The 23,644-nt window shown below is 60.5% G+C and carries 26 protein-coding genes; 16 read left to right on the top strand and 10 right to left on the bottom strand.

From position 1 onward, the window contains the following. The first annotated feature begins 3 nt into the window (after nt 1-3). From ACZ25R_RS20745 to ACZ25R_RS20725, 5 genes are read left to right on the top strand one after another with little or no spacing between them, the layout of a single operon-like run. Nucleotides 4-411: a VOC family protein gene (locus tag ACZ25R_RS20745; protein ID WP_223614053.1), complete on the top strand. Its 408-nt coding sequence runs from the start codon at nt 4-6 to the stop codon at nt 409-411. Beyond that, entirely contained in the window at nt 408-1,052 is a 645-nt protein-coding gene (gene rdgB / locus ACZ25R_RS20740; protein ID WP_223614054.1) for an RdgB/HAM1 family non-canonical purine NTP pyrophosphatase, read from the top strand. Before ACZ25R_RS20745 ends, rdgB begins: the two co-directional genes overlap by 4 nt. Next, entirely contained in the window at nt 1,052-2,224 is a 1,173-nt protein-coding gene (hemW, locus tag ACZ25R_RS20735; RefSeq protein WP_472462070.1) for a radical SAM family heme chaperone HemW, read from the top strand. The genes rdgB and hemW overlap by 1 nt, the downstream gene beginning before the upstream one ends. A gap of 9 nt (nt 2,225-2,233) precedes the next feature. Further along, nucleotides 2,234-3,133 carry a 16S rRNA (cytidine(1402)-2'-O)-methyltransferase gene (gene rsmI / locus ACZ25R_RS20730; RefSeq protein WP_346306154.1) on the top strand — a complete coding sequence of 300 codons (900 nt, stop codon included), beginning with the start codon at nt 2,234-2,236 and terminating at the stop codon, nt 3,131-3,133. Continuing rightward, on the top strand, nt 3,130-3,495 hold the full coding sequence (locus tag ACZ25R_RS20725) for a YraN family protein (RefSeq protein ID WP_472462069.1): 366 nt from the start codon (nt 3,130-3,132) through the stop codon (nt 3,493-3,495). The genes rsmI and ACZ25R_RS20725 overlap by 4 nt, the downstream gene beginning before the upstream one ends. Here the strand turns inward: ACZ25R_RS20725 and ACZ25R_RS20720 are convergent. Together ACZ25R_RS20720 and ACZ25R_RS20715 are read right to left on the bottom strand one after the other, a co-directional pair. Further along, nucleotides 3,492-3,704, bottom strand: coding sequence for a helix-turn-helix domain-containing protein (locus ACZ25R_RS20720; protein WP_472462068.1), 213 nt, complete (start codon nt 3,702-3,704; stop codon nt 3,492-3,494). The two genes, ACZ25R_RS20725 and ACZ25R_RS20720, sit on opposite strands and share 4 nt — an antisense overlap. Nucleotides 3,705-3,714: 10 nt before the next feature. Beyond that, nucleotides 3,715-4,296 (bottom strand): DUF2975 domain-containing protein, encoded by a 582-nt coding sequence (locus tag ACZ25R_RS20715; protein WP_472462067.1) that lies wholly within the window; start codon nt 4,294-4,296, stop codon nt 3,715-3,717. 105 nt (nt 4,297-4,401) lie between these two features. Here ACZ25R_RS20715 and ACZ25R_RS20710 point away from each other — a divergent pair, with 105 nt between their 5' ends. The 7 genes from ACZ25R_RS20710 (at nt 4,402) to ACZ25R_RS20680 (ending at nt 10,679) form a co-directional block, all read left to right on the top strand. Beyond that, nucleotides 4,402-4,800 carry a chlorophyllide reductase gene (locus ACZ25R_RS20710; protein ID WP_472462066.1) on the top strand — a complete coding sequence of 133 codons (399 nt, stop codon included), beginning with the start codon at nt 4,402-4,404 and terminating at the stop codon, nt 4,798-4,800. 123 nt (nt 4,801-4,923) lie between these two features. After that, nucleotides 4,924-5,619: a methyltransferase family protein gene (locus ACZ25R_RS20705; RefSeq protein ID WP_472462065.1), complete on the top strand. Its 696-nt coding sequence runs from the start codon at nt 4,924-4,926 to the stop codon at nt 5,617-5,619. 294 nt (nt 5,620-5,913) lie between these two features. Next, nucleotides 5,914-7,368 (top strand): siroheme synthase CysG, encoded by a 1,455-nt coding sequence (gene cysG, locus ACZ25R_RS20700; protein ID WP_472462064.1) that lies wholly within the window; start codon nt 5,914-5,916, stop codon nt 7,366-7,368. An 18-nt stretch (nt 7,369-7,386) separates the two neighbouring features. Then, entirely contained in the window at nt 7,387-7,701 is a 315-nt protein-coding gene (locus ACZ25R_RS20695; RefSeq protein WP_223614062.1) for a DUF2849 domain-containing protein, read from the top strand. A gap of 23 nt (nt 7,702-7,724) precedes the next feature. Beyond that, a complete protein-coding gene (locus tag ACZ25R_RS20690; RefSeq protein ID WP_472462063.1) occupies nt 7,725-9,395 on the top strand; it encodes a nitrite/sulfite reductase in 1,671 nt (556 codons plus the stop codon). Then, nucleotides 9,388-10,140: a phosphoadenylyl-sulfate reductase gene (locus ACZ25R_RS20685; RefSeq protein WP_472462531.1), complete on the top strand. Its 753-nt coding sequence runs from the start codon at nt 9,388-9,390 to the stop codon at nt 10,138-10,140. Before ACZ25R_RS20690 ends, ACZ25R_RS20685 begins: the two co-directional genes overlap by 8 nt. Nucleotides 10,141-10,145: 5 nt before the next feature. Further along, nucleotides 10,146-10,679 carry a DUF934 domain-containing protein gene (locus tag ACZ25R_RS20680; protein ID WP_472462530.1) on the top strand — a complete coding sequence of 178 codons (534 nt, stop codon included), beginning with the start codon at nt 10,146-10,148 and terminating at the stop codon, nt 10,677-10,679. Nucleotides 10,680-10,683: 4 nt separating this feature from the next. Here ACZ25R_RS20680 and ACZ25R_RS20675 read toward each other — a convergent pair whose 3' ends face one another. Then, on the bottom strand, nt 10,684-11,244 hold the full coding sequence (locus ACZ25R_RS20675) for a L,D-transpeptidase (protein WP_472462062.1): 561 nt from the start codon (nt 11,242-11,244) through the stop codon (nt 10,684-10,686). A gap of 155 nt (nt 11,245-11,399) precedes the next feature. Beyond that, entirely contained in the window at nt 11,400-12,338 is a 939-nt protein-coding gene (locus ACZ25R_RS20670; protein WP_346306162.1) for a nucleoside hydrolase, read from the bottom strand. Between the two features lie 112 nt (nt 12,339-12,450). Here ACZ25R_RS20670 and ACZ25R_RS20665 point away from each other — a divergent pair, with 112 nt between their 5' ends. Both ACZ25R_RS20665 and ACZ25R_RS20660 read left to right on the top strand, forming a co-directional pair. Beyond that, nucleotides 12,451-12,873 (top strand): Hsp20 family protein, encoded by a 423-nt coding sequence (locus ACZ25R_RS20665; protein WP_223614066.1) that lies wholly within the window; start codon nt 12,451-12,453, stop codon nt 12,871-12,873. 44 nt (nt 12,874-12,917) lie between these two features. Further along, nucleotides 12,918-13,187: a BQ00720 family protein gene (locus ACZ25R_RS20660; RefSeq protein WP_105734008.1), complete on the top strand. Its 270-nt coding sequence runs from the start codon at nt 12,918-12,920 to the stop codon at nt 13,185-13,187. 196 nt (nt 13,188-13,383) lie between these two features. Here ACZ25R_RS20660 and pncB read toward each other — a convergent pair whose 3' ends face one another. Then, nucleotides 13,384-14,691: a nicotinate phosphoribosyltransferase gene (gene pncB / locus ACZ25R_RS20655; RefSeq protein ID WP_288193704.1), complete on the bottom strand. Its 1,308-nt coding sequence runs from the start codon at nt 14,689-14,691 to the stop codon at nt 13,384-13,386. 279 nt (nt 14,692-14,970) lie between these two features. Here pncB and ACZ25R_RS20650 point away from each other — a divergent pair, with 279 nt between their 5' ends. Both ACZ25R_RS20650 and ACZ25R_RS20645 read left to right on the top strand, forming a co-directional pair. After that, entirely contained in the window at nt 14,971-16,140 is a 1,170-nt protein-coding gene (locus ACZ25R_RS20650; protein WP_472462061.1) for an efflux RND transporter periplasmic adaptor subunit, read from the top strand. Between the two features lie 8 nt (nt 16,141-16,148). Next, nucleotides 16,149-19,286: an efflux RND transporter permease subunit gene (locus ACZ25R_RS20645; protein ID WP_472462060.1), complete on the top strand. Its 3,138-nt coding sequence runs from the start codon at nt 16,149-16,151 to the stop codon at nt 19,284-19,286. A gap of 66 nt (nt 19,287-19,352) precedes the next feature. On the opposite strand, the gene ACZ25R_RS20640 is transcribed toward ACZ25R_RS20645, so the two are convergent. The 5 genes from ACZ25R_RS20640 to ACZ25R_RS20620 are packed head-to-tail and all read right to left on the bottom strand — an operon-like array spanning nt 19,353 to nt 23,610. Then, complete coding sequence (locus ACZ25R_RS20640; RefSeq protein WP_105734004.1) at nt 19,353-20,339, bottom strand: ABC transporter substrate-binding protein; 987 nt, start codon at nt 20,337-20,339, stop codon at nt 19,353-19,355. A gap of 27 nt (nt 20,340-20,366) precedes the next feature. Beyond that, nucleotides 20,367-21,476, bottom strand: a complete 1,110-nt coding sequence (locus tag ACZ25R_RS20635; RefSeq protein ID WP_472462059.1) for an ABC transporter permease — start codon at nt 21,474-21,476, stop codon at nt 20,367-20,369. After that, on the bottom strand, nt 21,473-22,348 hold the full coding sequence (locus ACZ25R_RS20630; RefSeq protein WP_472462058.1) for an ABC transporter permease: 876 nt from the start codon (nt 22,346-22,348) through the stop codon (nt 21,473-21,475). Before ACZ25R_RS20630 ends, ACZ25R_RS20635 begins: the two co-directional genes overlap by 4 nt. Continuing rightward, on the bottom strand, nt 22,345-22,803 hold the full coding sequence (locus ACZ25R_RS20625; protein WP_472462057.1) for a GNAT family N-acetyltransferase: 459 nt from the start codon (nt 22,801-22,803) through the stop codon (nt 22,345-22,347). The genes ACZ25R_RS20630 and ACZ25R_RS20625 overlap by 4 nt, the downstream gene beginning before the upstream one ends. A gap of 12 nt (nt 22,804-22,815) precedes the next feature. After that, nucleotides 22,816-23,610, bottom strand: a complete 795-nt coding sequence (locus ACZ25R_RS20620; protein WP_472462056.1) for an ABC transporter ATP-binding protein — start codon at nt 23,608-23,610, stop codon at nt 22,816-22,818. Nucleotides 23,611-23,644: the final 34 nt, after the last annotated feature.

Raw genomic sequence — 23,644 nt, 5'->3', positions numbered from 1 at the left:
ACCATGCAGCCATCGGGTATTCTGGAAACAGCACTCTATGTGACCGATATCGACGTGGCTGCACGGTTCTATGCCGATATACTCGGACTGGACGTCATCCTGCGGGCGGGCAATGAATCGGTGTTTTTCCGCTGCGGCGCCGGTGTCCTGATCCTGTTCGATGCGGAAAAGCTGAGGGAAAGGCCCAAGGGCGGTCTTCCCATCCCGGCCCATGGTGCCAAGGGGCCGGGCCATGTCTGTTTTCGCGCAACACGGGATGAAATTTCCGGCTGGAAGTCCCATCTTGAGGCCAATGGCATTGCCATCGAAAGTGAATTTGACTGGCCCAATGGCGCCCGCTCCCTGTATTTCCGCGATCCGTCCGGAAACTCGATTGAATTTGCCGAACCGGCTTTATGGAACCTGACATGAGAACACTCGAAAAAGGCAAACTGCTCGTTGCCAGTCACAACAAGGGCAAGATCCAGGAAATGATCGATCTGCTTGGCCCCTTCGGTTTCGAAGTGGTGTCGGCGGGTGACCTCGGTCTGCCTGAACCGGATGAAACCGGCACCACATTCGAAGAGAACGCCTACATCAAGGCTTTCGCGGCGGCCAAGGCGACCGGCCTTGTCGCGCTGTCCGATGATTCCGGCCTTTGTGTCGATGCGCTGGATGGCGACCCCGGCGTTTACACCGCCAACTGGGCGGAACTGCCGGATGGCAAGCGGGATTTCGCCCATGGGATGCAAAAGGTTGAAACCGCGCTGCAGGAACGGGGCATCACTGACGCCAGGGATCGCGGCGGCCGCTTCGTTTCCGTGATCTGCCTCGCCTGGCCAGACGGTGAAGCCAATTACTATCGCGGCGAAGTGGAAGGCGAGATCGTCTGGCCGCCGCGCGGCACTGCCGGTTTCGGTTTTGATCCGGTGTTCAAGCCGCAAGGCCATGATGCGACCTTCGGGGAAATGACCGCCGAGCAGAAACATGGCTGGAAGCCTGGCGAAGCCGATGCCCTGTCGCATCGTGCACGGGCTTTCCAGCATTTTGCCCGCGATTGTCTGGGGGCCTGATGACCCCATTGCTGCGCAGCCAGGAGAACGAAGGGGGCTTCGGCGTTTACGTCCACTGGCCCTTCTGCATGGCCAAGTGCCCCTATTGTGATTTCAATTCGCATGTCCGTCACCAGCCGGTGGACCAGCCGCGGTTTACCGCGGCCTTCGCCTGCGAAATGGCGACCATGCGCGAGCGCACCGGACCGCGCACGATTTCCAGTATCTTTCTCGGCGGCGGTACGCCGTCTTTGATGGAGCCGGAAACTGTCGGGTCGGTGCTCAACGAGATTGCCAGGAACTGGTCGGTGCCTGACAATATCGAGATCACGCTGGAAGCCAATCCGACCAGCGTCGAGGCCAACCGTTTTCGCGGCTACCGGGCGGCAGGTGTCAATCGTGTCTCGCTGGGTGTGCAGGCATTGAACGATCCTGACCTGCGGCGGCTCGGGCGCATGCACAATGTCGACGAAGCCCTGGTGGCTATCGGGCTGGCGCGCGATATTTTTCCGCGCCTGTCCTTCGATCTGATCTATGCCCGTCCTGACCAGACGATCGAGGCATGGCGCGAGGAACTGAACCGCGCTATCTCCTACGCCGCCGATCACCTGTCGCTCTATCAGTTGACGATTGAGGAGGGCACGCCCTTCTACCAGCTATGGAAAGCCGGCAAACTGATAACGCCCGATGGCGATCATGCGGCAGCGCTCTATGCGGAAACGCAGGATGTAACGGCCCGGCGCGGCTTGCCGGCCTATGAGATTTCCAACCACGCGGCGCCCGGCGCCGAATCCCAGCACAATCTCGTCTACTGGCGGTATGGCGAGTATGTTGGCGTCGGACCCGGCGCCCATGGCCGCTTTATCGAGAACGGCAAGCGCGCGGTGACGATCACCGAACGTCACCCGGAAACCTGGGTCAGCAAGGTCGAGAGCGATGGCCATGGCGTTGTCGAGGAAGAGTTGCTGAGCGGGGAACAGGAAGGTGATGAATTCCTGCTGATGGGCCTGCGGCTCGTCGAAGGCATCGATCTTGCGCGCTATGAGCGGCTGACCGGCCATGGCGTCAAGGAAAAGCGCGTGATTTCCTTGGCCGAACAGGGTTTGATCGAATATATCGGCAACAGCCGCATCCGCACGACGCCCGAAGGCGCCATCGTTCTGAATGCGGTCATTGCCGATCTGGCAGCGTGAGGGTGCGACGTGTCTGACGGGGAAGCCAGGGAACGGGATTATCAGATCGGCAACACGGCGTTTCGTGCCCGGCCGCTTGAGCCGGCGCTTTACATCGTCGCCACACCCATCGGCAATCTCGGTGATATGACGCTGCGCGGCATCGAAACGCTCGCGGCAGCCGATGTGATCGCCTGCGAGGATACCCGTGTCAGTCGGGTTCTTCTGGACAGATACGGCATTTCCCGCCGCCCCTATGCCTATCATGAACACAATGCCGGGGAAGCCGGGCCAAAGCTGATCGAAGCCCTGCTTGCCGGAAAAAGCGTGGCGCTTGTATCGGATGCAGGGACCCCGCTGGTTTCCGATCCGGGCGGGCGCCTCGTGCCGGAGGCCAAGGCAGCCGGTATCCGCGTGGTGCCGATTCCCGGTGCGTCGTCGGTTCTGGCGGCGCTGACGGCCTCGGGTCTATTCACCGACAGCTTTTACTTCGCCGGATTTCTGTCGTCGAAACAGGGGCAGCGCCGGTCGAAACTTGAATCGCTGAAGACGCTGGATGCCGCGCTGGTGTTTTTTGAATCGCCCAATCGTGCCGCCGCCACGCTTATGGACATGGTCGAGGTGTTCGGCCCGAAACGGCAGGCATCGCTGTGCCGCGAACTGACCAAGACCTACGAGACCGTGGTTACCCTGCCGCTGGCGGAACTGGCGGCGGAATTCGATGGCGAGGACCGCATCCGCGGCGAGGTGGTTCTTGTTGTCGGGCCGCCCGAGGGCGATCAGAACATTGCCCGTACCGACGATGATGTCGATGCATTGCTGCGTGCGCTTGTCCTTGAAATGTCGCCGGCCAAAGCGGCGGGCGAAGCATCGCGCATGACGGGCCGGCCGAAGGGGGAACTCTACCAGCGGTTGCTTGCAATGAAATGACAGGTGCGGGCGAGCGACACAGGGCCTACAGGCGCGGTCACTTCGCCGAGTATTTCGCTGCTGTTGCGCTGATGCTGAAAGGTTTTCGCATTGTCGAGCGGCGCTACCGGACCAGACTTGGCGAGATCGACCTCATTGCCCGGCGCGGCGATCTTGTTCTCATCGTTGAAGTGAAAGCCCGCCGGACACTTGAACAGGCGATGGATGCGGTGACCTGGACAGCCATGAAACGCATCGAATCGGCGGCCGATCTGTGGCTCGCCCGTCAACCCGACTACGCGAACCTGTCATTGCGGTATGATCTCGTGGCGATTGTGCCATGGCGCTGGCCGGTGCATGTCCCGGCACTTTTCACGGTCTAGCTGTCCTCCTTGTCATACCGCATGAGATCGCCGGGCTGGCAGTCGAGATAGTCGCAGATGCGCTCCAGGGTCTCGAAGCGAATGCCTTTCACCTTGCCCTGTTTCAGCAGGGACAGATTGGCTTCCGTTATCCCGACATGTTCCGCCAGATCCTTGGATTTCACGTTGCGCTCGGCCAGCATGACATTGAGCCTGACTTTGATGGGCATGGGCTTATCCTCAGATGAATTGGGCATTTTCATCGGCTATCGCGATGGCTTCCCGCATCACCCAGGCAATGACGATGATGGTTCCGGCAAACAGCAATCCGAGCCACATGTCCGAACTGATGCCGATGGACAGTGTGCGTAGTCCGACCGGGTTGGTCCAGCTCAGGATGAGCGAGAGGGCTGCATAGGCGAAGGGCTGGAGGAGTGTCGATACAAAGACCGCCATTGCGAAAGCGCGCAGGCTGCCGACGGTTTCGGCCGTGAAAAACTGCTGTTTGGCAAAGCCGTTGAAGCACCGTTGGGCCTGCCTTAATCCCCAGATCAACGCTGCCAGTGGCAGCATCGAGACGAGAAAAGCAAGAAGACGGGTCGGGAAACCAAGATTTTCCACTCCGGTAACCGGTAGCTTGGCCGCTGTCAGGATATCGGCCGGCGGCGTCGCAAACCAGTAGTAGAGCGTTCCTGCGGTCAAGATCACCGATGTGGCGAGATACAGACCCGACATGATTTTACTGAGACGCCGGATGCGCTCCGTGCGGTGAGCCGGCATGTGTCCAGTCGTAGGCATATCAAGCGAAGAAAGATTGCTCATGGGGCACCTCTGTGAGTTTTCTTCCAGAATAATAGCAAGAAATTATCGTTTTACAATAATAAATTTTCGAGATACGAATTTCAAACCAACACAGGAGTTTTTGGAATGCCCCTTCTTGGAACGGCCAGCGCATTTTTCATTTCCATAGCTTTCACCCTTGGATTGGCCACCGCCTCAATGGCGGCAGCGTCCACCGCCAAGGGGCAGATTTCGGTCACGCAGGTCATGGCGATGCTCGACCAGGCATCGTCCAATCCCACTGCGAGCCAGGTTCTGACCGCCTATCTCGCCGGTGTGGGAGAGACCGCGGCTATCATCATGGACTTTGCGGCAAAAACGGATGGCTCGCCGCTCGCAGCGTGCGGAACCCGCATCACTCTCGATGACAAGGCGGTGCGGCGCGCGCTGGAGGTACAGCCAAAGGGCCGATGGCAGCAGATGGCAGCCACACCGCTGATCGTGCGTGATATGATCAAGCGTGCGGGCTGCGCGCTCGCCGACTGAAGCGGCAGGCACCACGATGGTTGCCGGCAATCGGGTTTCGGCTCTATTCTACTGGATAAGGCCGAAGCAGACGGAGGTGTCCGATATCCCCGGTCTCGCGCCCCAACCGAAGGAGAGCTGATCATGTCCATGCATCTCTCGCCGCATGACCTGCACAGGAAGGCGTGGGAGGGGCAGGCGAAGGGCATCGTCATCCTTCTGTTGCTGCTCATGCTGCCCGCCTGGTCATTGTCGTTCTGGCAGGGCTGGCTTTTCTGGCTGGTTTTCAGCATCAGTACGAGCTTCATTTCCTATTATTTTCTCAAACACGATCCCGCCCTTGTCGCAAGCCGGTTGAGGGCCGGGGCGGGCGCCGAGCACGAACCGGCGCAGAAGCGCATCCAGACCGTAGCGGCCGTGGTCGGCCTCCTGACCTACATTATGCCGGGGATCGAGCGTCACTTTACCGGGCTGCCCTCGCCCGTCTCGGTGGTCATCCTTGGCAATGCCGCTTTTCTCGCCGGGGCCTGGATTGTCTTTCTTGCATTCCGGGAAAACAGCCATGCTTCCAGCATTATCGAGGTCAAATCGGGGCAGCGGGTCATCGCAACCGGACCCTATGGCGTTGTACGGCATCCCATGTATTCCGGCTGCGTGCTGGCCTTCATCGCGTCATCCCTCGCGCTCGGGTCACTGTGGTCTCTGCCTTTTGCCATCGCGCTCAGCCTGGTGGTCGTTGCCCGTCTGCTCGATGAGGAAAAATATCTCAAGGCGAATTTGCCGGGTTACACCGCCTTTTGCCAGCAGGTGCGTTACCGTCTCGTTCCGACGCTGTGGTGATGGCCCTTTGCACGACATGCAGAAAGGGCTTGCATTTCCACGTTAACACGATAAAAGTAGTCGTGTATTGGGCCGGTATTCCTTGAACCGGCACAGTTTGCTGTTGCCTGTCCCGTCTTGCCGTTCCCGGCAAAGGCTGGGCGGCATTTTCTTGTGATGCATGGAAAGGGAATCCGCTTGTTCCGGGATTTTCAGAAATTCTATGCTCCGCCGTTCGATTCGGCGCACTTCTGTTCCTTATAAAGAGCGGTCCGATCAACGATAATCCCAGCATTCACCGGGATTGTCTTGCTCATGTCCATCCATGCCAATCAGCTTTCTGTCTTTCCTGCCTTCTTCCGCGTGCGGAATGAAGTGGTTGTGGTTGTCGGCGAAGGTGAAGAAGCACTGAACAAGGCCCGGCTTCTGGCGCAGACGAATGCGCTGATCCGCATTGTTGCGGCCCATCCGGAACACGAACTGGCCGCGTTCATCCGCGCGGGCCGTCACCAGCATGTCGCGGAAGATTTTTCCCCAAAGCACCTCTCGGGCGCAAAACTGGCCTTTGTTGCCACAGGCGATGAAGTGCAGGACAGTGCCATTGCCGCCGAAGCGCGCCGCCAGCATGTCCCGGTCAATGTGGTCGACCGTCCGGAACTCTGCGATTTCTTCACCCCCGCCATCGTCAACCGTGCGCCGATTGCCATTGCCATTGGTTCGGAAGGCACGGGCCCCGTGCTCAGCCAGATCATTCGCGCCCGTATCGATGCGGCGTTCTCGCCGCGCCTGGGCGATCTTGCCCGTCTCGCCAATGCCTATCGTCCCGCTGTCGAAAAGCTGGTGAAGAAAGGCCTGCCGCGCCGTCTGTTCTGGCGCTCGTTCTTCTCGGGCGATGTGGCCGGCAAGGTCTACAACAATGATCTCGACGCTGCCCGCCAGGCCGCCGGGCTGCTTCTCGACAATCAGGACGAGCCGAAAGGTTATGTCTGGCTGGTCGGCGCAGGCCCTGGCGCCGAGGATCTGCTGACCCTGCGCGCGCACCGCGTTCTCATGGAAGCGGATGTCATCGTCTATGACGCACTGGTGCCTGAGGCGGTCGTCTCCATGGGCCGCCGCGATGCAGCCCGGCTTTCCGTCGGCAAGCGCAAGGGCTGCCATTCGAAAAGCCAGAGCGAAATCAACGAACTGCTGGTTTCGCTCGGCCGTGAAGGCAAGCGCGTCGTGCGCCTCAAATCCGGCGATCCGCTGGTCTATGGCCGCGCCGGCGAGGAAATGGCCGCGCTGCGGTCCGCCGGTATCCCTTTCGAGATCGTTCCCGGCATCACCTCGGCCTTTGCCGCGGCAGCCGATATGCAATTGCCTCTGACCCTGCGTGGTGTCGCATCCTCCCTTGTGTTCACCACGGGTCATGACATGGCAGGCGAAGTGCTGCCCGATTGGGCGCGCCTCGCCATTTCGGGCGCAACCATTGCGGTTTATATGGGCCGCAGCGTTGCAGCCTCGGTCGCCGAGCGGCTGATGAGCGCCGGCCTGCATGCCGATACCGGCGTGGCCGTGATCGAAAATGCCGGACGTGCGGATCGCCGCATGTTCCACGGCACGCTGCAGGATTTGCCGGCGTTGGAACAGCGCCCCGACCTTGACGGTCCCGTCATGGTGGTCATCGGCGATGCCGTGGCCGGTGCCGCGATCGACAAGGCCGAGCCGCTGGCTATCCGCAGCCCAACCTCTCCGGTGGCTGCGCGCCACCTCCAATCCAATGCCGCTTGATTGCGAAGGATGATGATCATGAGTGTTAAAGTTCTCACTGCAAACCGTCTGACCGATGGCGAAGCCGTATGGCTTGGCGCCAATGGCGAATGGCTCGATCACATTGACGGCGCCCTCGTGGCCCGCCACGCGGAAGCGGCGGCGGCGCTGGAGGAAGCGGGCAAGGCGGCGATCAAGTCCAATCTTGTCATCGACGTCAATGTCATCGACGTGGAAGAGCGCGGCGAGCATCTTTATCCGGTCCGTCTGCGCGAGCGCATCCGCCAGCTCGGCCCGACCGTCCGTCTCGACCTTGGCAAGCAGGCGGAAAAGCCTGCGGCAAACGCTGCTTAACTGATAATCGAAGGCCCCGCAGAATGTATCGTTACGATGAGTTTGATCACGCGTTTGTTTCCGCCCGCGTTGAGCAGTTCAAGGATCAGGTCGAGCGCCGTTTGGCTGGCGAACTGACCGAGGACCAGTTCCGCCCGCTGCGGCTGATGAACGGCGTCTATCTGCAACTGCATGCCTATATGCTGCGCGTTGCCATCCCCTACGGCACATTGTCGTCGCGCCAGATGCGCAAGCTTGCCCACATCGCCCGCACCTATGACCGCGGCTACGGCCACTTCACCACGCGCCAGAACCTCCAGTACAATTGGCCCGCGCTCAAGGACATGCCGAAGGTTCTCGACGAACTTGCCGAAGTCGAGATGCATGCGCTGCAGACGTCAGGCAACTGCATCCGCAACGTGACCGCCGATCACTTTGCCGGCGCTGCCGCCGACGAGGTTGCAGACCCGCGCCCCTATGCGGAAATCCTGCGCCAGTGGTCGTCGATGCATCCGGAATTCTCCTACCTGCCGCGCAAGTTCAAGATCGCCGTTACTGGCGCCGAGCGCGACCGTGCAGCCATCCAGGTGCATGATATCGGCCTGCATCTGAAAAAGAACGAAGCGGGCGAGATCGGTTTTGCCGTCTATGTCGGCGGCGGACAGGGCCGCACGCCGATGGTTGCCAAGAAGATCCGCGACTTCCTGCCCGTTGAGGATCTGCTGACCTATACGACCGCGATCATGCGCGTCTACAATCTCAACGGCCGCCGTGACAACAAGTACAAGGCGCGCATCAAGATTCTCGTGCATGAAACCGGGACGGAAGAGCTGACCCGCCAGGTGGAAACCGAATGGCTGGCGCTGAAGAACAGCGACCTGAAGCTGCCGCAGACGGATGTCGATGCCATCGACAGTTACTTCCGTCCGCCGCATCTGCCGCAGCGGCCGGAAGGCTGGTCGGCACTGGCCGGTGCCCGCAAGGCGGATCATGCCTTTGCCGCCTGGGTCGACCAGAACGTGACACCGCACAAGAACCCGGATTACGGCGTCGTGACCATTTCCCTGAAGCCGATCGGCGGCATTCCGGGCGATGCCACCGATGCCCAGATGGATCTGGTTGCCGATATTGCCGAACAGTTCTCCCAGGACGAAATCCGCGTCAGCCACGAGCAGAATCTCATTCTGCCGCATGTGGCGATTGCCGATCTGCGCATCGTTTACGATCTGCTGCTGACCGACAGTCTCGCCACGGCCAATGCCGGGCTGATCACCGACATCATCTCCTGCCCGGGTCTGGATTATTGCGCGCTGGCGACAGCCCGCTCGATCCCGGTTGCCCAGCGCATATCGGAACGCTTTGCCGATCCGGCGCGCCAGGCCGATATCGGCGAACTCAAGCTGAAGATCTCGGGCTGCATCAACGCCTGCGGGCATCACCATGTCGGTCATATCGGCATTCTCGGCGTCGAGAAGAAGGGCGAGGAACTCTACCAGATTTCTCTCGGCGGCTCCGGCGACGAGGTCTGCACCATCGGCGATATCACCGGGCGCGGCTTCTCCTCCGAAGAAATCGTCGACGCGATCGAGACCATCGTCGACCGCTATCTCGAAGTCCGGACGGACAAGGAAGAAACCTTCCTTGCGGCTTACCGGCGTCTGGGCGCTGCTCCCTTCAAGGAGGCGCTCTATAGCGAGGCTGCCAATGCTGCTTGAAACCAACGAGATCACCGTGGCGGACGAAGCGCGGGCGCTTGAAGCCCGCTATGGCAATCTCGACCCGGCGCAGATCATCGAACTGGCGATCGGCCAGCTCTTCAAACAGGACATCGCCGTGGTTTCCTCGTTCGGGGCGGAATCCTCGGTGCTTCTGCACCTGATCGCGCAGGTGGATCGCGCCCTGCCGGTGCTGTTTCTCGAGACCGGCAAGCATTTTCCGGCCACGCTGCGCTACCGCGACCAGCTCGTGCACGAGCTCGGCCTGACCGACGTGCAGGACATTCATCCGCTCAAGCAGAGCCTGAAAGACGAGGATCCCTTTGGGGCGCTGTCCATGACCAACAAGGACCGCTGCTGCTATATCCGCAAGGTCGAGCCGATGGCCCGCGCTGTCGCGCCGTATCGCGCCTGGATGACCGGACGCAAGCAGTTCCAGGCCTCGACGCGCACGGCATTGCCGGTGTTCGAGTCCGTTGGCGCGCGCGTGCGCATCAATCCACTGGCGCGCTGGACGTCTGCCGATCTGAAGGCCTATATGGCCGCCAACCGATTGCCGCCGCACCCGCTCGTCGCTGAAGGCTACCGGTCCATCGGCTGCATGCCCTGCACGTCGCCGGTGAAGGAAGGCGAAGATGACCGCGCCGGTCGCTGGGCAGGCACCGATAAAACCGAATGCGGTATCCACCTGACTGGCCTCACCGACCAGCTGAGCAATATTTCCCTGACGGATTCGAACCTATGAATGACATGTCTGAAAAGCCCGAGAGCCAGCTGTGGGGCCGCGAAGGTTTCCGCGAGGACCCCTATATCACGGCTGAAACGCTGGAGGAGGCAGGCGATGCCCCGGCGGTCATCCTGCCGCTGGCCGTCTGGCTCGGACTTGACGAGGGGGTGCGCAATGCGACCAACCGGCGGATCGGTGTTTCCGTCGCGCCCGGCGAAAGCATCGATCCGCTTCTGCCGTTGCTTGGTTCAATCCCGGTGATTGCGCTGCAGTTTCCGGCCTTCAATGATGGCCGTTCCTATTCGAAGGCCGAGGTTCTGAAGGATCGCCATCAGTTTCAGGGCGAGCTGCGTGCGGTCGGCGATGTGCTGATCGATCAGGTTGCCTACATGCTGCGCACCGGCTTCGATACGCTGAAGGTCACCCACGCGGTGACGCTGACACGCCTCGCCGGCCACAACCTGCACGATACGCCGGTTTATTATCAGCCTGGCCGCGGCTCCCACACCAGGGCGGGCACCTACAGCTGGCGCCGCGTGCCCGACACGCGCTCCTGAGCGATCAGAGGACGATCACGGGCGTTCCCAGGGGAACGCGGTCGTACAGGTCGACCACATGGTCATTGATCATGCGGATGCAACCGTTGGAGACGGCCTTGCCGATCGACGAGGGTTCGGTGGTGCCATGGATGCGGTAATAGGTGTCGCGGCCATTGCGGTAGAGGTAGAGGGCGCGGGCCCCCAGCGGATTGCTGCCGCCGCCGGCAACCCCGTCCGCATAGCGGGCATATTTTTCCGGTTGGCGTTTGATCATGTTGTCTGTCGGCTGCCAGCGCGGCCATTTGGCTTTGCGGCCGACTTCCGCCGTTCCCGAGAAGGCCCGTCCGGCCCGCCCGACACCGATGCCGTAACGGATGGCTGAATATTCATCCTCGACGAGGTAGAGAAAGCGGTGGCGCGGATCGATGATGACTGTTCCGGCCTCTTCATAGGTCGGATAGTCAACGATCTGCGGCATGTATTCGGGATTGAGGATAAAGGGTTTCCTGGGTTTTGCCGAAGCTGCCTCAGGCGCGGCAACGGTCACCATCAATCCGCAGAAGAACGTCCGTCGTGTCAGCATATCGATCCCAATAGGCTTGAGCGCAGCCCTTGCGGGCCTTCCGGTCACGGGAGGATTATGGGCGGAAATTGCTGACTGAAGGTTTACGTTGACTCACCTTTTTGTGATGAAACAAGGAGATAGGTCCGGCAGAGGGCTGCCGGACCTGTTTCGGCTCAGGGAAGGCGGGCGATGCGTTCGATCAGCAGGTCGAAGAATCCCTCATCGTTCACATCGCGTATATAAAAGGCGTTTTTCGGCCTGTCGGTCACGCCCCACCAGTCGACGACGGTCATGCCGAGGGTAAGGTCCGACGCCGTTTCCACGACGACATTGCAATGCCGCCCCTTGTAAAGGTCCGGCTTCAGGAGATAGGCAATGACGTTCGGATCATGCAGCGGGCCGCCATCGCTGCCGTATTTCTCTTCGTCGAACCGCTCGAAGAATTCGAGCAGCTCTGCGGACGCAGCGCCGGACCGGGTTCCCATGGCCCGGAAGCGTTCGATCCGCCGGGCACTCGTCAGCGCCTTGTGCGTCACGTCGAGCGGCAGCATCACAATCGGTACACCCGATGTCAGCACGATGTGTGCCGCCTGTGGATCGACATAGATGTTGAATTCGGCGGTCGGGGTGATATTGCCGCCTTCGAAAAAGCCGCCGCCCATCAGTACGATTTCGCGGATGCGCGTGGCGATCTGCGGGGCACGGATCAGGGCCTGTGCAATATTGGTGAGGGGGCCGAGCGGGCACAGCGTCACAGTGCCGCTTTCCTGCGTCAGCAAAGTCTCGATGATGAAATCGACCGCATGCTGCTCCTGCAGGGGCATGGCAGGCTCAGGCAGGTCCGGACCATCGAGGCCGGTCTTGCCGTGGACGTTTTCAGCGGTGACAAGCGCCCGCATCAGGGGCCGGTCTGCGCCGGCAAAGACCTTCACATCCGGTCGTCCAGCCAGTTCGCAGATCTTTCGGGCATTGGTTTTGGTCAGGTCCAGGGGAACATTGCCGGCAACCGCCGTGATTCCCAGAACGTCCAGTTCCGGGCTTGCCAGTGCCAGAAGGATTGCCAGCGCATCGTCCTGGCCCGGATCCGTGTCAATTATGATTTTCCGCGTCATCTCTTGCTTTCATTCTCTTGAAGTCTGCATCGGGATCGACCATATCAAAGGACAGAAGGGAAATGCCATCTCCGGGTTTCTCTTTTCGGTCGCTTTTCTGAGGACTGCACAGATGACACGAATGACACCGTTTTCAAGCCCTTTGCTGCTTGGTTTCGACACGATGGAAAAGACGCTGGAGCGTATCGCCAAATCCGGTGACGGCTACCCGCCCTACAATATCGAACGCATCCATGGCGATAACGGCCGGGAACAGCTTCGTATCACCCTCGCGGTCGCCGGCTTTTCCAATGACGATCTGGAAGTGACGACTGAAGACAATCAGCTGGTCATCCGCGGCAGGCAGGCCGATGAAAGCGAACGGGAATATCTGCATCGTGGCATTGCCGCGCGCCAGTTCCAGCGCATTTTCGTTCTTGCCGATGGAATGCGCGTGAGTGCTGCCACATTGAAGAATGGGCTTCTGTCGATCGATCTCGACCGTCCGGAACCCGAACGATTGGTCAAACGCATCAACATTGCAGTTCAGGACTGATCGTGGCTCTAACAGGACGGGGCCTTTGGAAGGACCGTCCGAATATGGAGGCTGATATGCAAAACACTGTTTCGAAGAATTTCCTGAGTGAACTGGAATTCTCGCGTCTTGGCGCCGGACAGGTCGCCTATATGCGCAAGGTGAAGACCGACGATCTCGCCACCAGTTTCCCTGCATTGCCGCCGATGACGCCGGGTGTCGAACTCTGGGCGCTCTTTGCCGCCAATGGCGATCCCATCGTGCTTTCCGATGAACGCGACAATATCCTTGTCGGCGCGCAGGAGCACGAGCTGCAGACAGTCATGCTGCAGTAACAGCCGTCCGGTTGACGCTGAATTTCCAAAACCCCGCTGGCTTGCCGGCGGGGTTTTGTTCATATCAAACAGATCGCAGCAGCAATGTGCGTGGTTCGACAAGCTCACCATGAGGGAAGTTGAGGATTGCAGCCAGACCACTCCCCTCATGGTGAGCTTGTCGAACCACGCAGGATGGCAATGCAGCTTCTTCTGCTTAAACCTTCACGGCCTGTTCCACCCGGTCTTCCGCGCCGAACAAGTCCAGATAGCGTTTGATTTCGGCCTTGTCGCCGGTTGCCTTCTTCGGGTTGTCCGAAAGCTTGACCGCCGGGCGGCCATTGGCTTCGCTGACCTTGCAGACCAGCGAAATGGCATTGAGCTGATCGTTGAAACGCGGCGCGCAATCCTCGAAATCATTGGTCAGGTTTGTCCCCCAGCCAAAGCTCATGCGCACCTTGCCCTTGAAGTGATGATAGGCCTCTTCGATCGTCTCGACGTCAAGTCCGTCGGAAAACACCAGGAGTTTGCCGCGCGGGTCCTTGCCTCTGGAGCGCCACCAGGACAGGATCTTTTCCCCGCCCTCGATCGGCGGTGCACTGTCCGGGCGGAAACCCGTCCAGTCGGCAACCCAGTCGGGTGCGTCGCGCAGAAAGGCGGCGGTCCCGAAAGCGTCCGGCAGCACGATGAGAAGATTGCCGCCATAGTAGCGATTCCAGTCCTGCAGCACCTTGTAGGGTGATTTCAGCAGTTCATCGTCCGTGCGGCTGAGAGCGGCCAGAACCATCGGCAGTTCGTGTGCATTGGTGCCGAGTGCTTCCAGATCATTGTCCATGGCGAGCAGCACATTGCTCGTACCGGTAAAGGCTTCGCCGATGCCTTCCTTCAGGGCCTCCACGCACCAGCGCTGCCACAGGAACGAATGGCGGCGGCGCGTGCCGAAATCGGAAATCCGGATATCGGGCAGGGAGCGCAGGCGCTCCACCTTCGTCCACATCTTGGCCTTGGCACGGGCATAGAGCACGTCGAGTTCGAAACGCCCCATCTTCTTCATCGCCGCCCGCGAGCGCAGTTCATTGATGATGGCGAGCGCCGGGATTTCCCACATGGTCGTGTACATCCACGGGCCATGGAAATTCAGTTCGTACTGGCCGTCGCGCTTGGTCAGCTCGTATTCCGGCAGCTGGAAATGCGTCAGCCATTCGAGGAAATCCGGTTCAAAGATCTGCTTCTTGCCGTAGAAGGTGTTACCGCCAAGCCAGATCATTTCCTTCTTGGAAAAACGGATGGTGCGGGCATGGTCCAATTGTGCACGCAGCTCTTCCTCGTCGATCTCGTCGCCCAGCCGCACACGCGTGGTACGGTTGATCAGCGTGAAGGTTGCGTCGACCTTGGGATAGACCCCCCAGATCATCTGCAGCATCAGCAATTTATAAAAATCCGTATCCAGCAGGCTGCGGACAATGGGGTCGAGTTTCCACGTGTGATTGAACACGCGGCGTGCAATGTCGGTCTTCGTCGCCATTGAATGCTCTCCTTCCGGAATTTCCGCCCGCCATGTTGCACGGCAGCAACCGCCCATCAAGCAGAACCGGGCATAACCGGCTAAATTCTGCAGTCAAACGGACGCGGGCATTTGCATTAAATCTTTGTAACCTCACAGTTTTGTCATTAACGGCGACATCAAAGCGCTTTATTCTTGTCGGTAAACAACCTTTCGCGCCGGGATGCGCATTGGGATACAATCAAAAATACGGTGGTGCTGGCTCCGCGGATAGCGGAACCGGCCTTTTTGGAGTGACGTATGAAAGTCTGGAAACAACTTGTACTGGTTGTCGTTATCCTCGCCGTTGCCGGCGCGGGATGGCTGTATTTCTTTCCGGGCGCGTCCAATCTCCTGAAAAAAGCCGACGTCGACAAGGTTCTGACCACAGCAAAGGAACCGGCGGCGCCCAACGGCCAGGGACGGAGCGGACAGGCCGTTCCGATCGTGGTTGTGCGGGCCGCCGATGCGGCCAAGATCAATGACAAGCTGTCGGCCATCGGCACCGGCAAGGCAAAGAGCTCCGTTTCCGTTACACCGTTCGCCGCCGGACGCATGACGGAAATCCTGGTCACCTCGGGCACCAGGGTTGAGGCTGGCGACGTGATTGCCCGGCTTGATTCCGAGGCGGAAAGCATCGCCGCCGACAAGGCGCGCACCATGCTGAAGGATGCCCAGACCAAGTTGAAGCGTGCGGAAAACCTCAGCGCGACCAACACCGTTTCCGCCGTGCAGGTGTCCGATGCCGGACTGGCCGTGGACAATGCCGGTCTCGATGTACGCGAAGCCGAACTCGCGCTGGACCGCCGCGCCGTCAAGGCGCCGATTGGCGGCATCGTCGGCATTCTTCCCGTCAGTGCCGGCAACTACATCACCACGACGACGCAGATCGCGACGATCGCCGACCGCAGCGAGGTGCTGGTGGATTTCTGGGTGCCGGAACGCTTTGCTCCGGCCATCAAGGTCGGCGCGGCCGTCACGGCCACCTCCGTTGCCCGGCCAGGCGAGACGTTCAAGGGCGCGATCAACGCCGTCGACAATCGCATCGATCCCGATAGCCGCACCCTGCAGGTGCAGGCGAGGATCACCAATCCGAATGATGCCCTGCGCGAAGGCATGGCCTTTCAGGTGAACATGGGATTTGCCGGAGAGACCTATCCGACGGTCGATCCGCTGGCGATCCAGTGGGGCACGGACGGCGCCTATATCTGGAAGATTGCGGACAACAAGGCGCAGCGTGTGCCCGTCCGCATCATGCAGCGCAATGCCGCCTATGTTCTCGTCAATGCCGAGATCAAACCGGGTGACCTTATTGTCGCAGAAGGGGTGCAGGCCGTTCGCCAGGGTGGTGCCGTCCAGATCAAGGGCCAGCCTGCCAACCAGACGGATTCCGGCACACGACCGCTGGCATCCGTCGGCGAAAAGGGCTGAGGTGCGGCGTGAGCAATTCACACGGACAGTCCGGCTCCAATTTCACCGCTCTTTTCATCCGCCGCCCGGTGCTGGCGCTGGTGCTCAATGCCCTGATCGTCGTCGCCGGGCTTGCCGCCTTCTATGGCGTCGACGTGCGCGAACTGCCGGATGTCGACCGGCCCGTGGTGACGGTAACGACGACGTTCCAGGCCGCCGCTGCCGAGACGGTCGACCGCGAGCTGACCGCTGCGATTGAAGGCGCGGTGTCCCGCGTTTCCGGGGTCAAATCCATTTCCTCCAGCTCGTCCTTCGGGACCAGCCGCGTCACCGTGGAGTTCAATGACGGTGTCGATCTGAACGTTGCCGCCGCCGATATGCGCGATGCCATCAGCCGCATCACCAACACGCTGCCGGAGCAGGCCGATCCGCCGCAGATCGTCAAGGCGGATGCCAATGCCGATGCGGTGATGCGCCTTGCCGTCACCTCGACCACGATGGCCGTCGAAGACATGACCGTTCTGGTCGAAGACCAGATCAAGGACGTGCTTGCATCGGTGCCCGGTGTCGCGGATGTGCAAATCAACGGCAACCGCAGCAAGATTTTCCGTATCGATATCGATCAGGGCAAACTGGCAAGCCTCGGGTTGACGGTTGCCAATGTCCGCACGGCCCTCAACACGATGGCGTTCGATACGCCCGTCGGTCAGATCAACAGCAGCGCCCAGAGCATCGTCGTCCGCGCCACCGCGCCGGTGTCGACGCCGGAGGATTTCGAAAACATCATCATCAAGGATCGCACCAAGATCCGGGATGTCGCAACCGTCACGCTCGGTCCCGATATCGGCACATCGACGCTGCGTGCCAACGGCAAGACCGGCATTGGTCTTGGCATCATCCGCCAGGCGCAGTCCAACACGCTCGATATCTCCAAAGGCGTCCGGACGGCTATCGGTCAATTGCAAAAAACCTTGCCGGAAGGCGTCGATATCCGCGTAACCAGTGACGATGCCGATTTCATCAACGGTGCCGTGCACGAGGTTGAAATCGCGCTGGGCGCCTCCGTCTTCATCATCATCCTGATCATTTATCTCTTCCTGTGGGATCTGCGTGCGACGCTGATCCCCGCGGTGTCGATGCCGGTCGCCCTGATCGGAACCATCTCGGCGATCTATCTCGCCGGATTCTCGATCAACATCCTGACGCTGCTGGCGCTGGTGCTGGCGACGGGTCTCGTGGTGGACGATGCCATTGTCGTGCTCGAAAATATCGTCCGGCGCCGCAACCAGGGCATGGGGCCGCGCGCCGCTGCCGTGCTTGGCACGCAGGAGGTGTTTTTCGCGGTCATCGCGACGACGGTGACGCTGGCGGCAGTGTTCGTGCCGCTCTCGTTCCTGCCCGGACAGACCGGCGGTCTCTTCCGCGAGTTCGGCTTCGTGCTGGCAATCTGCGTGCTGCTCTCGGCCGTCGTCGCGCTCACGCTCTGTCCGATGCTCGCCTCGCGCCTGCTCTCGGCAAGCGAAGCCAAGCACGAGGATATCAACCATTCGCCGGGCCTTGTCCGGCGCGTGGGCGGCTGGTTCCTCGAAGCCTATCGCCGCATGCTGCACGGATGTCTGGCCGCGCCATGGCTCGTGGTCCTGGCATCGCTGCTGTTTGCCGGGGCAGCCTTTGGCGCCTTTTCGCTGCTTAAACAGGAATTGACGCCGACCGAGGACCGCGCTTCGGCCTTCCTGCGCATCACGGCGCCGCAGGGCGTCAGCCTTGAATATCTCAACGACCAGATGCGCCAGATCGAGACGTTGATCCAGCCGATGCGCGATTCCGGTGAAATCCAGAACACGTTTTCCATCGCCGGACAGAACGGCAACACCAATCGCGGTTTCATGGTGCTCAGCCTTGCCACATGGAAGGAACGTCACCGGAGCCAGCAGGAAATCCTCGCCGACGTGTCCAAGCGCGTGCGCAATATTCCCGGTATCCAGGTCTTTGCCGCCCAGCCCAATTCGCTCGGCATTCGCGGCGCGGGCAACGGCCTGCAGTTCGCCATTGTCGGGACCAATTACGCCGACCTCGGAACGGCCGCCGCCAAGATCGTGTCGGCGCTGGAAAAGGACAAACGCTTTGACAGGCCTCGTCTGACCAATGAACCGACGCAGCCGCAGCTCTCCGTGTCCATCGATCGCGAACGTGCATCGGATCTCGGCATCGACATCACCGGCCTCGCCGAGGCGCTGCAGTCGGTGCTGGATGGCTACAAGATCGGTTCGGTCTACATCGAGGACCGCAGTTTCGATGTGAAGCTGGTCTCGACCACCAATCCGATCAATGATCCGACGGATCTCGAAAACGTCTTCATGCGCACCAGCGATGGCCGCTTCGTGCCGATGGCGACCATCGCCAAGCTGACGGAAGTGGCAGTGCCGCCGGCATTGACCCGCGAGCAGCAGATGCGGTCTGTCGCCATAACGGCCGCCCTCAGTCCTGACTTTGCCCTGGGTGATGCCTATAAGGTGGCGCAGGAGGTGGCTGCACCACTGCTTCCGCCGGGCTACCGCCTCATTCCGCTCGCCGAGGCGGCAACGCTCGGCGAGAATTCCGCCAGCATGTTCGTTACCTTCGGTTTCGCCATCCTGATCATCCTGCTCGTGCTCGCGGCACAGTTTGAAAGCTTCATTAGCGCGGTTATCGTGATGGCGACCGTCCCGCTCGGCCTAGCCTGCGCGGTCTTTGCCATGGTGCTCACCGGCACCAGCATGAATGTCTACAGCCAGATCGGGCTGGTGCTGCTTGTCGGCATCATGGCCAAGAACGGCATCCTGATTGTTGAATTCGCCAACCATTTGCGCGATCAGGGCCGGAGCGTGCGACAGGCCATCGAGGAGGCTTCCAATATCCGCCTGCGCCCGGTGGTCATGACCATGCTCTGCGCCATTCTCGGCGGTGTTCCGCTGGTTCTGGCCAGCGGTGCCGGTGCCGAGGCCCGTATTGCCCTCGGCTGGGTCATCGTCGGCGGTCTCGGCCTTGCCACAGCCTCGACATTGTTCCTGACGCCGGTCGCCTATCTCCTGCTCGCCGGTTTCTCCAAGCCGAAAGCGGAAGAGGAAGCGCGGCTCGAGCGGGAACTTCTGGAAGTGGTGTCGCAGCCGCCCCTGCCCGCTGAATAGGATTCTTATTCATGCAAACAAAAGGCGGGGATTGCTCCCCGCCTTGTTCATTCCGGCTGCGAATCGTTATTTCGCGGCGTCCGTGACCTTCGTTGTCCAAGCGCCTTCCGGCTTCTTGGTGATGACCGGATCGGAGCCGCCGCCGAGGAGTGTGTCGACGGTGCGCTCGGCCGCTGCCACATCGAGAACGCCGGTGGAGCCCTCAGTCAGCTTGTTGATTTCCGCCACCATGCGCTTCTGGTGCTTTTCGGTCTGCGCGCCGCTCGCATCGTTTTCAAGCACGATGTTGGCCGCTTCGTCCGGATGCTGGCGGGCATAGTCCCAGCCCTTCATCGAGGCTTTGACGAAGCGGGCAAGCTTTTCCACCATCTTCGGGTCATCGAGGCTCTTCTGCAGCACGTAAAGACCGTCTTCGAGCGTGGCGACCTTCTCGTCCTCATACTTGAACGTGACCAGCTGATCGGCGGGAATACCGGCATCGATCACCTGCCAGTATTCATTGTAGGTCATGGTCGAGATGCAGTCCGCCTGCTTCTGGATCAGAGGATCCACATTGAAGCCCTGCTTGAGGACGGTGACGCCATTCGGACCGCCATCGGTCTTGAGGCCGAGGTGATTCATCCACGACAGGAACGGATATTCATTGCCGCCGAACCAGACGCCGAGGGTCTTGCCCTTGAAATCCTGCGGCTTGGTGATGCCGGTCTCCTTGCGGCAGGTCAGCATCATGCCGGAGCGCTTGAACGGCTGGGCGATGTTGACGAGCGGCAGGCCCTTTTCGCGCGTGGCGAGGGCAGACGGCATCCAGTCGACGACCACATCGGCGCCGCCGCCGGCGATCACCTGCGGCGGGGCAACGTCAGGCCCGCCCGGCTTGATTTCCACGTCGAGATTGGCCTCCTTGTAGAAACCCTTGTCCTTGGCGACATAATAGCCGGCGAACTGGCCTTGCGTGACCCATTTGAGCTGCAGGGTCAGCTTGTCGGCCGCCAGCGCCGAGCCCGCCATCAGCGTCATCGCCAGACCCATCGTCAATGCTATCGTCTTCTTCATGTTTCAGTTCTCCTCTGTTCTTGTTTTTTAAGTTCTGTAGGAAGGGTGCCAGAAAGTAACCGCCCGTTCGATGAGGGTAATAAGCCCGTAAGACAGCGAGCCCGCAAGCGCCGCGACAAAAATTTCCGCCCACACCATATCGACATTCATGCGGCCGACTTCCGCCGAGATGCGGAAGCCCATGCCGACGATGGGCGAGCCGAAGAATTCGGCAACGATGGCGCCGATGAGGGCCAGCGTCGAATTGATCTTCAGCGCGTTGAAGATGAAGGGCATGGCGGCGGGCAGGCGCAGCTTCACAAGAGTCTGTCCGTAGCTGGAGCCATAGGTCTGCATCAGGTCGCGTTCCATTGCGCCGGATGCGGCAAGTCCGGCCACGGTATTCACCAGCATGGGAAAGAAGGTCATGATGACGACCACGGCCGCCTTCGATTCCCAGTAGGAACCGAACCACATGACCATGATCGGCGCGATGCCGACAACGGGAAGGGCGGCCACAAGATTGCCGATGGGCAGCAGTCCCCGGCGCAGGAAAGGCACCCGGTCGACAATGATGGCGGCAAGGAAGCCGGAGCCGCAACCGATGACGTAACCGGCAATGGCGGCCTTCAGATAGGTCTGCTGAAAATCCGCCCAGAGCGTCGGCACGGAACTGGAAATGCGCTCGGCGATCATGGATGGCGGCGGCAGCAGAATGCTCGGTACGCCAAAGCCGCGGACAATGATTTCCCACAGGATCAGCAGCCACGCACCGAACAGCACCGGCAGGGCGAGATTGACCAGCCGCTGGGCCTGCGGCGAAGTGAGTTTCAGGCCGGCCAGATTCTGCACGCTGAACCACGCGAGCAGCCAGGATGAGGTCACCATGCACCAGTAGCCGATCGACGGTCCCGGCGGCTGCGGCATGGCGTGGAGCAGTCCGATAAGGCAGAAGGCGACCACATGGACAAGCGCGAGAACGACGATCAGCGACGGTATCGATACGCTCGTGAACATGGCAACGGCAGCGGCAACAAACAGGATAACCGGGGTCGAATAGCTGAGCATGTCGAGAACGTCGCCGCCGGACGATATCAGCAATCCGGGAACGGCAAGCAGGAAGGCGGCAATGGCCAGCGGGGAGCGGGATAGTCTCATGGCCGTACTCCCATGCGCCGGTTGACGAGCGTGGCCACCAGCCCGATCAGGCTGACCAGAATGGCCGCCATCAGCGCCGCCGCGATCAATGCGGCCCAGATCTGCACCGTCTGGCCATAATAGGAACCGGCCAGCAGCCGCGCACCGATGCCCGCGACCGCACCGGTCGGCAGTTCACCGACAATGGCACCGACCAGGCTGATGGCGACGGCAATCTTCATCGAGGTGAAGAGGTAGGGCATGGACGCCGGCCAGCGCAGCTTCCAGAACACCTGCGCCTTCGAGGCGTTATAGGTGTGCATCAGGTCGAGATGCATGATCTCGGGTGAGCGCAGGCCCTTGACCATGCCGACGGCCACAGGAAAGAACGACAGATAGGTGGAGATCATCGCCTTGGGCAGGAGCCCGGTGATATTGACCGCGTTGAGCACCACGATGATCATCGGCGCGATGGCAAGGATGGGCACGGTCTGCGATGTGATGATCCACGGCATCAGGCTTTTATCGAGCGTGCGCGAATGGACAATGGCAATGGCCAGCAGGATGCCGAGCAGCGTGCCAAGCCCGAAACCCAGCAAGGTCGAGGACAGGGTGACACCGCCGTGATAAACAAGACTGCGTTTCGATGTCGGGCTGATATCGAACACGGTCTTGCGGATTTCCTCGGCCACCTGATGCGGTGCGGGCAGGACCGGGCGCTCCTGCGCCATCGTGTTGGCGATCAGTTGGCCGGTCGCGATCGTTGTGTTGGCGCGTGCCGCCTGATCCCGTTCGAACGGTGCATTGAGGATAATGGCGAAGGCATACCACAGCGCCAGAATGGCGAGGAGAACGGTTCCAACGGGAATAACGCTGTTGCGGATGAAGTTCATGAATGCATCCCCGCTTCAGGCTGCCAGCGGTACAGAATATCCGGCAAATGTTCCTCATTGTCGCCATCGGTGCGGCGCACTTCGGTGAAGCCTTCGCGCCTGTAGAAGGACTGGGCACCGGTATTCGCTACAAAGGTCCAAAGCTCCACCGGTCCCGTGGCCTGCCGCTTGGCGTGATCCAGCAGTGCCTTGCCGATGCCCCTGCAGCGCCGGTCGGCATGCACGTAGAGTGCATTGACCATGTTGTCAGGCGCGAGCGCAACCATGCCGGCTACCATGTCATGGTCATCGGCGACAAAGACTTCATATCTGGAAAAGACGGTATCGCAATAATAGTCCGTGACATCGTCCGCCGAATGAATGCGCGGCATCCATTCCGTCACGTCGATCCACGCATTGACGATAGCCGCGCAGTCGGACATGTCACGCAGTTTGGCGGCGCGGATCGCGGTCATCATGCGCCCCGGCTATTCATCATAGGAATGGCCATGGCGCAGGCCCTCGCGCACCCGGTGGGCAATCTCGAGAAATTCCGGTGTTTCGCGGATATCGAGCGTGCGTTCCGTGCCGAGATTGCAGTCGATGATCTCATGGATACGGCCGGGACGCGGGCTCATCACCACGATCTTTGTCGACAGGAACACCGCTTCCGGAATGGAGTGCGTGACGAAGATCACCGTTTTCTGTGTCTTCGCCCACAGCTTCAGCAGCTCTTCGTTGAGGTGGTCGCGGACGATCTCGTCCAGCGCACCGAACGGTTCGTCCATCAGCAGCATGTCGGGATCGAAGGACAGCGCCCGCGCTATGGAGGCGCGCTGCTGCATGCCGCCCGACAGCTGCCACGGAAATTTCTTTTCGAAACCGGCAAGGTTGACCAGCTCAAGGTTTTTGGCGATGCGGCTCGCCCGTTCGGCTTTTGGCACGCTCATCACTTCCAGCGGCAGGGAAATATTGCCGCCGATGGTGCGCCATGGATAAAGCGCCGCCGCCTGGAACACATAGCCATAGGCGCGATTCTGCCGCGCTTCGGATGGCGTCATGCCATTGACGGAAATGGTTCCTGACGTCGGCTGCTCCAGATCGGCGATCACCCGCAGGAGGGTGGTCTTGCCGCAGCCTGAAGGCCCGATGAAGGAAACGAACTCGCCGCCATTGACCGCAAGGTTGATGTTCGACAGGGCATTGACCGGCCCGTCATTGGTCTGAAAGACCAGGGACAGGTCCTTGACGTCGATCACATTCTTTGGCGTCGCGTTTGGCATTGACTGGGCCTTGGGTCGGAGCGCGACGACTGTC

The organism is Phyllobacterium sp. RCAM01083 (assembly GCF_055685835.1).
This window is presented reverse-complemented; position numbering and strand designations above follow the sequence as displayed.

What these genes read in the sequence shown, in the direction of transcription:
- ACZ25R_RS20745 (WP_223614053.1), top strand. Translation starts at nt 4, where the DNA reads ATGCAGCCATCGGGTATTCTGGAAACAGCACTCTATGTGACCGATATC.
- rdgB (WP_223614054.1), top strand. Translation starts at nt 408, where the DNA reads ATGAGAACACTCGAAAAAGGCAAACTGCTCGTTGCCAGTCACAACAAG.
- hemW (WP_472462070.1), top strand. Translation starts at nt 1,052, where the DNA reads ATGACCCCATTGCTGCGCAGCCAGGAGAACGAAGGGGGCTTCGGCGTT.
- ACZ25R_RS20725 (WP_472462069.1), top strand. Translation starts at nt 3,130, where the DNA reads ATGACAGGTGCGGGCGAGCGACACAGGGCCTACAGGCGCGGTCACTTC.
- ACZ25R_RS20720 (WP_472462068.1), bottom strand. Translation starts at nt 3,704, where the DNA reads ATGCCCATCAAAGTCAGGCTCAATGTCATGCTGGCCGAGCGCAACGTG.
- ACZ25R_RS20715 (WP_472462067.1), bottom strand. Translation starts at nt 4,296, where the DNA reads ATGAGCAATCTTTCTTCGCTTGATATGCCTACGACTGGACACATGCCG.
- ACZ25R_RS20710 (WP_472462066.1), top strand. Translation starts at nt 4,402, where the DNA reads ATGCCCCTTCTTGGAACGGCCAGCGCATTTTTCATTTCCATAGCTTTC.
- ACZ25R_RS20705 (WP_472462065.1), top strand. Translation starts at nt 4,924, where the DNA reads ATGTCCATGCATCTCTCGCCGCATGACCTGCACAGGAAGGCGTGGGAG.
- cysG (WP_472462064.1), top strand. Translation starts at nt 5,914, where the DNA reads ATGTCCATCCATGCCAATCAGCTTTCTGTCTTTCCTGCCTTCTTCCGC.
- ACZ25R_RS20695 (WP_223614062.1), top strand. Translation starts at nt 7,387, where the DNA reads ATGAGTGTTAAAGTTCTCACTGCAAACCGTCTGACCGATGGCGAAGCC.
- ACZ25R_RS20690 (WP_472462063.1), top strand. Translation starts at nt 7,725, where the DNA reads ATGTATCGTTACGATGAGTTTGATCACGCGTTTGTTTCCGCCCGCGTT.
- ACZ25R_RS20680 (WP_472462530.1), top strand. Translation starts at nt 10,146, where the DNA reads ATGTCTGAAAAGCCCGAGAGCCAGCTGTGGGGCCGCGAAGGTTTCCGC.
- ACZ25R_RS20675 (WP_472462062.1), bottom strand. Translation starts at nt 11,244, where the DNA reads ATGCTGACACGACGGACGTTCTTCTGCGGATTGATGGTGACCGTTGCC.
- ACZ25R_RS20670 (WP_346306162.1), bottom strand. Translation starts at nt 12,338, where the DNA reads ATGACGCGGAAAATCATAATTGACACGGATCCGGGCCAGGACGATGCG.
- ACZ25R_RS20665 (WP_223614066.1), top strand. Translation starts at nt 12,451, where the DNA reads ATGACACGAATGACACCGTTTTCAAGCCCTTTGCTGCTTGGTTTCGAC.
- ACZ25R_RS20660 (WP_105734008.1), top strand. Translation starts at nt 12,918, where the DNA reads ATGGAGGCTGATATGCAAAACACTGTTTCGAAGAATTTCCTGAGTGAA.
- pncB (WP_288193704.1), bottom strand. Translation starts at nt 14,691, where the DNA reads ATGGCGACGAAGACCGACATTGCACGCCGCGTGTTCAATCACACGTGG.
- ACZ25R_RS20650 (WP_472462061.1), top strand. Translation starts at nt 14,971, where the DNA reads ATGAAAGTCTGGAAACAACTTGTACTGGTTGTCGTTATCCTCGCCGTT.
- ACZ25R_RS20640 (WP_105734004.1), bottom strand. Translation starts at nt 20,339, where the DNA reads ATGAAGAAGACGATAGCATTGACGATGGGTCTGGCGATGACGCTGATG.
- ACZ25R_RS20635 (WP_472462059.1), bottom strand. Translation starts at nt 21,476, where the DNA reads ATGAGACTATCCCGCTCCCCGCTGGCCATTGCCGCCTTCCTGCTTGCC.
- ACZ25R_RS20630 (WP_472462058.1), bottom strand. Translation starts at nt 22,348, where the DNA reads ATGAACTTCATCCGCAACAGCGTTATTCCCGTTGGAACCGTTCTCCTC.
- ACZ25R_RS20625 (WP_472462057.1), bottom strand. Translation starts at nt 22,803, where the DNA reads ATGACCGCGATCCGCGCCGCCAAACTGCGTGACATGTCCGACTGCGCG.
- ACZ25R_RS20620 (WP_472462056.1), bottom strand. Translation starts at nt 23,610, where the DNA reads ATGCCAAACGCGACGCCAAAGAATGTGATCGACGTCAAGGACCTGTCC.